We start from the raw sequence: 10,036 nt of genomic DNA, 5'->3' as shown, positions 1-10,036 counted from the left end.
CGTTTTGCTTACTTTTGCGCTGTTCAAAAGTGAGGCGCCGTAAGGGCGCAACCAATAGAAGCCATAAACGCGGTAACGGATATGTACACAAACATCCCTATGAATCGAAGCGATGCAGCCACGTTACCGCACCAGCGTACGGCGCAAAGTAGCCAGCCGGTCAACAAAGCCCATGATCCACTGACTGAAGCTCAATTCATTGAGCACGCTGAGATCCTGCTGAGCACACAGACGGACCGTGTTCTGCGCATCCAGCGCCAACCAGCACCCACCCATTTGGTCAGGCTTGAAATTGAGCTGCAGCAAACGCTCGTGGATGCCACGTTGCGTCTGATCAAGATCAATCCGGGCATGGACGAACGCCACATCGCCCGGTGCCGGGACTTCAATGTTGGCCAGCTCCTGCCCCTGCTCATCGGCCAGCGCACAGAGGCCATCCTTGAATACCAATTCACTGCCAGCCTGCGCGGCCAGCGCCGCAAGCAAGCGGTCTGCGTGAGGTGTAGTCATGAGTTCTACTCCCTATAAATGAAGATCGGCGTTACGGGACATGGCGCATATCAATGGCGCGCCAAGCCTTCGCCCAAGTGCTCCAGCCCCATGAGCTGCAACTGATGAGCGCTGATTTCATCCAGCGCGGCAGTGTCCAGTTCGCCCGGCAAACAGTGCCAGACCACGAAATCGCGGCGCGAATCCAGGAACAGAAAGTAATCGTTGTAGCGCTCCGGATCATCGAAACGACGCTCCAGCGCATCGCCCAGTTGCGAAGGCCCCAGGCTATGCCAGTCAACCTGCAGGGCAAGGCCCCAGTCCAGACATTCGCGCCGCGTGCAAAAGGCTACGCCAGCGGCTATTTCCCAGATAGCAGGGCGTCCTGCCACCACCTCGGCGTAAAATTGCGCCTTGTCAGTATTACGAGCGGACATAGGGTTAATCCTCCAAGGGCACTCGAGTGAAATCGGCCTGTTCATCCCCCAGGCCGAGACCATCGCGCATATCCGACGGCCACCAGATAACGACCTCCCGGTCATTGGAAACAGGCCGATCACACGCTTCTTTGGCACACCCGCGGTGACCAAAGGACGAGCAACCGGCCAACAACATTACGGTGACAGCGAGCAAGACAGCTTTCATGGCTGGCTGACCTCCACAGTAGTGAGCAATGAGCGACGTTGCGGCGCGCCGCTGTTGACCTTGGGTGGACGCAAGGCGATGAACACTTCGGCCTCGCCACCCGGCGGCACCCATGCACTTGGCCAGACGCTCACGCCAACCACGTAACGACCACCACAGCTGGCCTCGTCAACGCGTTGCGGCTTGTCGGCAGTGTTGCGCACCAGCGCGACAGCGACGCCAAACCCGGCATCACCGGCATACCATTGCGCACGCCGTGGATCGAGTTGCAGGTCGGGATTGCCATCGCACAATGTCTCGGGCCGCAACGGTATGGCGGCGGCGGTAAAGCCCGCAGGCAACGTGCCCTGAATCATCTCGCTCAAGGCCTTGGAGACCACCGTGCGGTTTGGTCGCTCGGCACCTTCGCGGCGCTGTTTGATCTTGTCCAGACGCTCCTGCACGTGATTGGGGTTGGCGTAGTCGACGTAGCGCATCGGGTTCACCTGGTCGCCGATCAGCCGCGGCGTCAGGATGAACAAGCGTTCGCGGTTGGACTCACTGCGCTCGCTGGCCGTAAACAGCAGTTTGCCGATAAGCGGGATCGCGCTCAGATAAGGCACCTTTTTGCGCCGTTCGTTGTTTTCATAGACATGGAAACCGCCCACTACCAATGACGCTTTCTCGGCAATGACCGCCTGGGTGCTGACGTTGCCACGGCGCACCGAAGGCTGCTCGGCGCGGATATTGGATTCCTGAATCTGCCCGTCCTCGATATCGACGACCATTTGAATCATCTGATCCTTGGCGCCGGAAGCCGTGATCGAGCGCGGAATGACCTGCAGGCTGGTGCCCGCCGTCAGTGGCTGGAAATTGGCAACCCGCTCACCGATAGCCTCGAGAATTTCGGTCTGGCTGAAGTCGATCACCGCTGGCTGGTTTTCCAGGGTCAGCACCGAAGGATTACCAATGATCGTGGCCGAGCCTTTACCTTCCAGTGCGCGCAGGCCGAGGAAGAATTTGTCCCGATCCTGAACATACATCGTCGAACTGCGGCCGTTCTCTGCAATGCTCGCGCCGCCGCTGAAGTTACCGGCGCTCAAGCCCCAGTTGCTGGACAGTTCATCCATGGAGTTGCGGTCAACGTCGACAATGATCGCGTCGATCTCAATCACGTTACGTGGCTTGTCCAGCTCCTCGACCAGATCCTTGTAGATCGAACGTCGCTCGGGATCGTCGTAGATCAGCACGGCGTTGTTACGCACGTCCGCCTCAACCCGAATGTGATTACGCGAGCGCGTGGAGCGCCGCTCGTCTTCGGTAGGTGCCACATAATTCTTGCCGCTGAAATTACTGGCGACAGAGTCGTCGAACAACTGCGGAAAATTACTCGCGTCAGCGCCGAAACCCGTGCTCATGCCGCCCATGCCTGCCAGGGGAAGCGTGCCGGTGCGCAGGGAGTCAGAGGTCAACCCGCCGCCCATGGAGGAGCGACGCTCCAGCAGGTTTCGCAACAGCGTGGCGACGCCATCGACTTTCAGGCTTTCGCCTCGGTATCTGATCGGCCGGTCCGCGGCATTCGCATAGCGCAACGGCAGGTAGATGACTTCCTGTTTTTCATCGCGGCTTTGCTGCTTCTTGCTGAAGTCTTCAATCAACTCGACATAACGACGCGGGCCTCGCACCAGCACCACACCTTGCTCGGGCAGAGCGCCCCAGCCAAAACGTGGATCGAGCAAGCCGACGTCGGTCAATGCCTGACTGAGGTCGTCGACTGACTTTTCGTCCACTTCGAGACGCTTGGATTGCTGTTGATCAAGCGGACTGACGTACAGGCTGTTGTTGTAAACGAACCACTGAAATTGATGCTCCAGCGCGAGACGATCAAGAAACGCTTCCGGGCTTTCGCTGCGCATCCGCCCATTGACGGTGCCACTGATGCCTTCCATCTCCAGCTTGACGCCGAAACTCTCGGCGAAGTCCTTGAGGACCTGACCCAACGGCGCATTCTTGGCGTCGTAGGCATAAGGAGTGTCGCGCCACTGTTCCGGTACGACGGCAAATGTGGGCGAAGCCCAGAGCATCGCGGCCATCAACGGCAGGCAGGTCCAGGCAGTTTTACCCATTCATCAGTCCTCTGTGCAAAAGTCCCAGACCCAGCGACGCGGGCATGGCGGGTCGGCCTGCCGTTTTGCGCGGGGCCTGTTCGGCGAGTACCAGTGCCCAGGCGGCTTGCTGGTTGGCCAGGTTTTCAACGGTGGCGACCAACATCGTGGTATCGACATCAGCGGGTAACCAACGCACCAGGCAGGCACGTTGTTTTTGACGGTCATAAGCCAGGGCGATCGGGTCCTCGCCCATCAGGCTGGCTTCGACCAGGCGCAACAGGGGAGCAAGCTGATCATTGTGTGTGCCCATGCGCCCAGGCAACGCGACACGACAGAAAAACCCGCCGTCGTGGTTTTGCACCTGGATGCTGACGCCGTCCACCCAGCATTCGAAAAGCCCGCCCGCCTCGCGGCGGCAGGCTTCTAGCTGGGTGTACAGCTCACTGGAAGCCATCGAGCACCGACTTGGTCATGCCGTGCTTCGCGCTCAGGGCTTGAGTCAGCGCGAAATTGGCCGAGGTGGTGTTCATGGTTTCCTCGAAAATGGCCTGCATGTTCTCGACACTAGGGTCGTCGGCGGCGGCCTCGCTCGCGTATTCGTAGTTGCGGCTGGCTCGGTCGTAGTTGTTGTCCAGTCGTCTTTCCAAGGCATTGGTTGACATGGCGTGCTCTCTCGAAATGGGATGACTATCGATGAGTGGTCACGCCGGACAGAACGGTTCCGTCACTGATGATATTGATCACGCGAGGTCAAGAATGCGCTCGCGCAGCCGTTCCCAGTCGAGGCTGAAGTCGCCGCTTTCAGTGCTCAGCCAGAGCGTACCGGGAGCGAGGCCGGTGTCGCGTTCGAGCTGCCAGTGAGTGCGCGGTTGTTGCTGCAGCCAGACATCGACCGACTCATGAAGATCCACCGCGCAACGCAATGTGGCGCGAACCGGACGGGTCTGACTCTGGGCAATCTGGCGCACCAGTGCCAGGGCGCGCTCTTCGTCAGACAGCGTGCCCAGCAGATTGGTCAGCGTCTGGCTCAACAGGCTCCGGGCCTGCTCGACCAACGCCTCACGCTGGGCCTGTCGTTCAGCCTCCCAATCTTCCAGCATTGCATTGGCGCGATCCCAGAATTGCGCTTGAGCATCGGCCAGCAGTTGCTCACCCTGAGCCCGTGCATCGGCGAGCAAAACCTCGGCTTGTAGATGAGCACGCGCAAGGTGTTCACTGGCGAGCACCACATCGCTGAAATATTCCCGGCGCAGCAATGGCTCGGCAACGCCCGGCTGCTGAGCATCAAAGCTGAGCGTGCGACGAATGAACATCAGGCTCCTCCAGAACACGTTGCAAGGCAGCGCGCCAAAGCATATCCAGACGCTTGGGCTCGGCGCAGGGTGATGCCGTTACGGTGGCTGCGACAGCTCGCGGCCACAGCAGCTTTAACCTTTGCCATTGCGCTTCGCCGCGCCATTGAGCCAGTAGTTGCAAAGGGTCAACAGGCTCGTCAGGCAACCAACTGCCCGGTCGTAGCGCTTTGGCCACGCTGCGGCACCAGGGTCGCAAGTTTTCATCCGGCAGCAGTCGGGTTGCCCGAGCCGTGCAGAGATGCTCGACAACAGCGAGCAAAGACTCCCGATGCTCGTCGGCCTGCAGCAGGCTGACGAGCATCGGGTCCGGAGGTGTGGGGCTACAGACCTGAACACCAAACGCAACGGCCAGGCGATCAGGATAAACCTCTGACAACCAGGCAAACTGGGCATCGCTCAAACGCTGCTCGGTGATCACTTCGGACCAACTGGGGTCAGCCCATTGCCAGGGTCGCGCCCACCATTGCAGCCACTGCTGCGCCAGCGCCGGACTCATGCCCCGCGCTCGTCAAATCGGCCAACGGCGTTACCTGGCGCCCTGGACGCCGAACGCATGCCCAGCAGCTCCAGCAACTTGTGGCGTAAAGCCGGGCGCAACCACAGAATCAAGCCCGCGAACAAAACGAAAATGCCCAACCCGCCGGCCAGCATCATGCCTTTGAGCGCCCCGACTTCCTGCTCGGGCACCAGAAACGGCCCGTAATGAACCAGAACCTGCTCCTCCTGATAGGCACGTGCGTTGACAAATACCACCGACAGTTTCTCGGTGTTATCCACCGCCGCCGCCATGCCGGGGATACTGCTGGCAACCATGCGCCGAATTCGCGGCAGCACAGTATCCGGATCAAGGCTCGCAGCATGCTTGATGAACACCGCCGCCGACGCTGGCTGCACCGGTTCGCCAGGCGCCACCCGCTCGGGTAGCACCACATGAACGCGGGCAACAATAACGCCATCAATCTGCGACAGCGTCGACTCAAGTTCCTGTGACAATGCATAGATATACCGCGCGCGTTCTTCCAGAGGCGTGGAGATGACCCCTTCCTTCTTGAAGATTTCGCCCAGATTGGTGCGCATGCGCCGTGGCAGACCCGCAGCCTCTAGCACTCGCACCGCTCGATTGATGTCTGAGGCGGACAGCAGAACGCTGACCCCTTCTTTGTTACTGCGCTTGCTGGCGTCGATGTTTTTGCTCGATAGCTCGGCGATCACATCATTGGCGTCGTTTTCGGAAAGCTTGCCGTGCAGTTCGATCTGATCACCGCAAGCCCCCAGCATCAGCGCCAGCCCGATCAGGCTCAGGTATTGCAGGAAATGCCTCATCAGCCCACCCGTCACTGCATGTTGGTGAGTTTGTCCAAGGCTTGCGAACCCTTGCTGATCATTTTCACCGACAGCGAAGTTTGCAGAGAGTAATCGCTCAGCGCCCGGGTCGCTTCCATGAACTTCTTGGGGTCCGAATGCAGCGACGCTTCGCGCAGCGCCTTGCCAGCATCCCTGGACATATCCTCCAGGGACAGCGCCTTGCGCGTCAGCGGATCCATTACCTGTTCCGAAAAAGCGCCCGCGCCCTGAGTCGGCTCTGGTCTTTGCATGGCCGCCCTGAACCAGTCGGCATCGCCTTGCGTCGGGTTATCCAGCTCCGCTTCAGGCTTGAGCGCCGTGGCGGAGGCCGAGCTGTTTTCCAGTTTCCCAATCGTCATGTCGACCTCCTTCACGGTTATCAGCTGAACAGCTTGTTCATGATCGAACCCGCTGCATTCTGGGCATCCTGTTGCAGCGCCTGATCCTGGGCAGTCGGCCCGGCACCTTGGGTGGCACTACCGCCCTGCCCCTGCAACAGTTTGAACAGATCGTCGAGGCCCATGGTCACCGTTGCATTACCACCGCCGAAACCACCGCTGCCGCCCACACCACCAGCACCGCCACCGAATCCACCACCGCTGTCGCTGCCCTGACCCGGAGAAATGGGGATTCCGCTGTTAGCGAGCATGCCTGAAGCAGGTGCCGTGCCGCTGCCGGCAGCCTGGCCAAGCATGTCGATCGCCTCCTTGAATTTGGACGCTTCAGCGCCGTCAAGGAACGTGTCAGCCTTGCCATCTTTGCCGGTTTCGTTGAGCTCGTCCGACCAGGACTTGGTCTTGTTGTCGGCATTGTCAGGTGTCCCGAATTTCTCCGGATGCTGATCCATGAAGTTGGCGACATCTTGCAACAGGGCTTTGTCGCCACTGTCGAACGTTGCGCCACCCGAACCATCCTTCGCAGGCTCCAACAGGCTCCCAAGCTTCTGCTCTGCCAGTCCACCGAGCACTGACGAAAGTGCATCTCCACCGCCAGCTCCACCGCCGCCACTCACACCGCCGCTGCCGCCGCCGTTGCCGCCACCGAAACCGTTGCCAGCCCCGGCACTGCCGGTGCTCCCGCCCAGTAACTGGCTCAGAAGCTTCATAAGATCATCAGGCTTCATGTCGCTTATGGAACCGCTGGCGGGTTTCTGATCAGACATACCGCTGAATGGCTGTGTTGAGCCCTGACCGCCCGCTGCCTCACTTTGCGAGCCCAGCTTCTCCAGCAGTTGGGTGAGCAATTTTACCAGTGGGTTGTCGCTGTTGACCTGCCCTTTGCCATCGGTCATTGACTTGACCAGCGTGTCCAGGGCAGCGTCCATACTCTGTGGGCGTTGACTGCCGCCCGCTGCATTGGGGGAATTACGCGTCTGCTGCTCATTGCTGAAACTGGTCGGGCGGCTGTTCTCAAGACTTACTGAAATAGTCATGCCTATACGTCCTCTTTGTAATCAGACATCCAGAGTGCGGGCGGGGCCATGTCGCACCTCCACAGAGGGAACACAGCCACCGCCTGAATGATCAGTAATTGATCCCCTTGGCGGTAGAAGCGACGTTACTGAGGTGCTTGAGGTCGCTGTCCTGGCTCATCGCTTCCACAGTGTTCTTGGCGTCGGTTTCAATTTTCTTGATGCCCGCGTTGGTGACTTTGGAGTCCGCAGCCCCTGTGGCGTCAGTCATGCGCCCGGCGTTCTCCGCAGAATCGCTTTCGTAGCCACCGTCGGTTCCGGCAGTAGCAGCTTTGAAGTTGCTGCTAAAGCTGTTGCCCAGGTTGTTCATACTGTTGAATAAGCCTTCCATAATCTTGCACCTCAGCCGAATCATTGATGTAGGAACTCAGGACCGACGCAGTTCAAGCGTCAGTCCTGTCCAATGAGTGGGCATGAGTCTCAAAGCAGTTCCACGTTAAGCTCAGGACTTTGCGTCACGCTGGCTAAGGCTGATCTGCGGACATAGACATCCACCGCCTATCGCCGGTCAGATAACCGGAAGACGCAAGGGCAGAGTTGAAGGAAGCCGGGTCGAGCGTGGTGTCAGACTGAAAGGCTTTTGATGCGGTGATACAAGGTGCGGCTCGGGATGCCCAATTCGAAACTGGCAGCTTCGACGCTTTGCTGATGGCGCTTCATGGCTTCGTCAATGAGGATGCGCTCAATGACCCGCAACTGCGCCTTGAGCTGCAATGGCTCCGGCGAACAAGCCTGAGCCAACGGCGAGAAGCCCAGCACGGACCGCTTTGCGCTGGATTTGAGTTCACGAATATTGCCCGGCCAAGGGTGTGCAAGCAGTTGCTGGGTGACAGCAGGCGTTATTACGGGAACCGGTCGCCCTACCAACGATGCCTGCTTGGCCAGGAAACGGTTGAACAACGGGATGATTTGCTCGCGACGCTCACGCAGCGGCGGCATCTGGATGCTGACCACGCTGAGACGAAAGTAAAGGTCGCGACGGAAGGTGCCCTCTTCAACCAACTCTTCCAGCGGGCGCTGCGAAGAGGTGATCACGCACATGTCCACCGGGATGAATTCGGTCGATCCCAGGCGCTCAACGCCACGGGTTTCCAGCACACGCAACAACTTGGCCTGTAGCGACAGCGACATGCTGTCAATCTCGTCCAGGTACAACGTACCGCCCTGCGCAGCTTCGACATAACCGCTGCGCGATTTACTGGCGCCGGTGTAGGCACCGCTGACCACCCCAAACAATTCACTCTCGGCCAGGCTTTCCGGGATGGCCGCGCAGTTCATCGCAACGAAGGCACCACGCCTTCGTGATAACCGGTAAATCTGTCTCGCCAGGGTATCCTTGCCGGTCCCTGTTTCGCCAACCAGCAGCACATCAATATTCAGGGGAGCCATATTCGTGGCCAGGTACTGCAGGTCAACGAAATCACCAAAGTAAGCGATTTCTTTCAGGTCTGCTTCGAACTCGCGTCTATCCATGTGGCGCACCCCTCTTCGCACTAACGTCCGGCATGACGACCCCTTGATAGGGCATTTGAGCCTGACAAGTTAACAACGCCGTACAACTCGAAGGGTGCCATTTCAAATGACACAACTTCGCTCAACATAGCAATAGGGAAAGAATTCGGATTGAACGTATCAGGTGGAAGGTCCGAGTTACATGGACCATTACAACGTTCCAAAGTTCACTGTTTTTTTATATTTAAACGCATTTCGACGAGGCCCACGAAAAAAACGAGATATGCTGAAAGCACAGTCCTAGAGCCTTCGACCACTCCAAAACCGACATTCACATACCTGTGTACGGCGAGGCAAAGATACTAGCGACTGGAAGTGACATTTTTATGATTGATAAATAGATGTCAACGGTCACTTATCGACCATGATCACTCCTCATTCACTTTACATCATCGCGCCCTAACAGCAACTACCCTCTCACAGCCTATAGAAACAGGACCAGTATAAAAATGTATCGGTCGGGGTGAATAAGAGTATTTGAATACTTTCATTGGCGTCGATTACACGGCCAATTGGCAATCATTGCTGCGGTCAGCGCGACACTTGCCGGTTGGTCCAACATGCCGGGATGGGTAAGCAAATAAGCATTCACCGCCTTGATGACCTGCCCCGCATCGACATCTTCCCGGCTGCAGAACAACAACCCCGCATTCGCATCGTAAACGCCCTGCACATAGCCCAAAGCCTGCATCTGGCCAACGCTCAACTGCTGCCCCGCACGAACCTCTCCAAGCGGTACCTGCAAATCCCGGCCGCTGAAAAAAGCTCCCTGGGCCGTCTCAGACAACCCTGCAAGCACCAGCAACCCACCCAAACCGACTGCACGACTTAGAAGGTTTTCCTGGGCACGACGCCTGGAGACACCGCCGTCACGCGCGCGCGAGCCCTTGCCTACAGCTTGAGCAATGGAAAATCTGTCATCCGCCATCAGTCCGATCCCATGGTGATCTGAATGCTGAGTGGTCGGTGTCGAGAAAACGGTTCCACGATTGCGCGCATTTTTTCGGCGAGTATTCATTCCTCGCACAGCATCGAGCCTGTGGAACCTTTTGCGGCGCGTTGACTACTCAGTCGAACTGTTTGAGTCAGAGCAGCAGATGGATTACCTGTAGGAGCTCACCGAGGTTACGAGG

At 58.3% G+C, this 10,036-nt stretch carries 14 protein-coding genes; all 14 read right to left on the bottom strand.

Annotated elements, in window-relative coordinates; all coding sequences use genetic code 11:
- Window positions 1-123: 123 nt before the first annotated feature.
- The 14 genes from AUC60_RS27475 to AUC60_RS27410 all read right to left on the bottom strand — a co-directional run bounded on the left by AUC60_RS27475 (window position 124) and on the right by AUC60_RS27410 (window position 9,831).
- Window positions 124-510 carry a CesT family type III secretion system chaperone gene (locus tag AUC60_RS27475; RefSeq protein ID WP_087274745.1) on the bottom strand — a complete coding sequence of 129 codons (387 nt, stop codon included), beginning with the start codon at window positions 508-510 and terminating at the stop codon, window positions 124-126.
- A 50-nt stretch (window positions 511-560) separates the two neighbouring features.
- On the bottom strand, window positions 561-926 hold the full coding sequence (locus AUC60_RS27470; protein WP_087274743.1) for a hypothetical protein: 366 nt from the start codon (window positions 924-926) through the stop codon (window positions 561-563).
- Between the two features lie 4 nt (window positions 927-930).
- Complete coding sequence (gene hrpT / locus AUC60_RS27465) at window positions 931-1,134, bottom strand: HrpT family type III secretion system protein (RefSeq protein WP_087274741.1); 204 nt, start codon at window positions 1,132-1,134, stop codon at window positions 931-933.
- Complete coding sequence (gene sctC / locus AUC60_RS27460; RefSeq protein WP_238599657.1) at window positions 1,131-3,239, bottom strand: type III secretion system outer membrane ring subunit SctC; 2,109 nt, start codon at window positions 3,237-3,239, stop codon at window positions 1,131-1,133. Before sctC ends, hrpT begins: the two co-directional genes overlap by 4 nt.
- Window positions 3,232-3,675, bottom strand: coding sequence for a hypothetical protein (locus AUC60_RS27455; protein ID WP_087274739.1), 444 nt, complete (start codon window positions 3,673-3,675; stop codon window positions 3,232-3,234). The genes sctC and AUC60_RS27455 overlap by 8 nt, the downstream gene beginning before the upstream one ends.
- Window positions 3,662-3,883: a hypothetical protein gene (locus AUC60_RS27450; RefSeq protein ID WP_049827156.1), complete on the bottom strand. Its 222-nt coding sequence runs from the start codon at window positions 3,881-3,883 to the stop codon at window positions 3,662-3,664. The genes AUC60_RS27455 and AUC60_RS27450 overlap by 14 nt, the downstream gene beginning before the upstream one ends.
- A gap of 78 nt (window positions 3,884-3,961) precedes the next feature.
- Window positions 3,962-4,534 carry a type III secretion system stator protein SctL gene (gene sctL / locus AUC60_RS27445; protein ID WP_087274737.1) on the bottom strand — a complete coding sequence of 191 codons (573 nt, stop codon included), beginning with the start codon at window positions 4,532-4,534 and terminating at the stop codon, window positions 3,962-3,964.
- Window positions 4,506-5,072 carry a hypothetical protein gene (locus AUC60_RS27440; protein ID WP_087274735.1) on the bottom strand — a complete coding sequence of 189 codons (567 nt, stop codon included), beginning with the start codon at window positions 5,070-5,072 and terminating at the stop codon, window positions 4,506-4,508. The genes sctL and AUC60_RS27440 overlap by 29 nt, the downstream gene beginning before the upstream one ends.
- A complete protein-coding gene (sctJ, locus tag AUC60_RS27435; protein WP_087274733.1) occupies window positions 5,069-5,899 on the bottom strand; it encodes a type III secretion system inner membrane ring lipoprotein SctJ in 831 nt (276 codons plus the stop codon). Before sctJ ends, AUC60_RS27440 begins: the two co-directional genes overlap by 4 nt.
- A gap of 11 nt (window positions 5,900-5,910) precedes the next feature.
- Window positions 5,911-6,279: a type III secretion system inner rod subunit SctI gene (sctI, locus tag AUC60_RS27430; RefSeq protein ID WP_087274731.1), complete on the bottom strand. Its 369-nt coding sequence runs from the start codon at window positions 6,277-6,279 to the stop codon at window positions 5,911-5,913.
- Window positions 6,280-6,299: 20 nt separating this feature from the next.
- The gene (locus tag AUC60_RS27425) at window positions 6,300-7,352 is read right to left on the bottom strand and encodes a hypothetical protein (RefSeq protein ID WP_087274729.1); all 1,053 of its coding nucleotides are present in this window, start codon (window positions 7,350-7,352) and stop codon (window positions 6,300-6,302) included.
- A 91-nt stretch (window positions 7,353-7,443) separates the two neighbouring features.
- Entirely contained in the window at window positions 7,444-7,722 is a 279-nt protein-coding gene (locus AUC60_RS27420; protein ID WP_087274727.1) for a type III secretion system major pilin HrpA, read from the bottom strand.
- A 233-nt stretch (window positions 7,723-7,955) separates the two neighbouring features.
- The gene (locus AUC60_RS27415; RefSeq protein WP_087274726.1) at window positions 7,956-8,864 is read right to left on the bottom strand and encodes a sigma 54-interacting transcriptional regulator; all 909 of its coding nucleotides are present in this window, start codon (window positions 8,862-8,864) and stop codon (window positions 7,956-7,958) included.
- Between the two features lie 526 nt (window positions 8,865-9,390).
- The gene (locus AUC60_RS27410) at window positions 9,391-9,831 is read right to left on the bottom strand and encodes a Rap1a/Tai family immunity protein (protein WP_087274724.1); all 441 of its coding nucleotides are present in this window, start codon (window positions 9,829-9,831) and stop codon (window positions 9,391-9,393) included.
- Between the last annotated feature and the right edge of the window lie 205 nt (window positions 9,832-10,036).

This window comes from Pseudomonas caspiana (assembly GCF_002158995.1).
Lineage (GTDB): Bacteria > Pseudomonadota > Gammaproteobacteria > Pseudomonadales > Pseudomonadaceae > Aquipseudomonas > Aquipseudomonas caspiana.
This window is presented reverse-complemented; position numbering and strand designations above follow the sequence as displayed.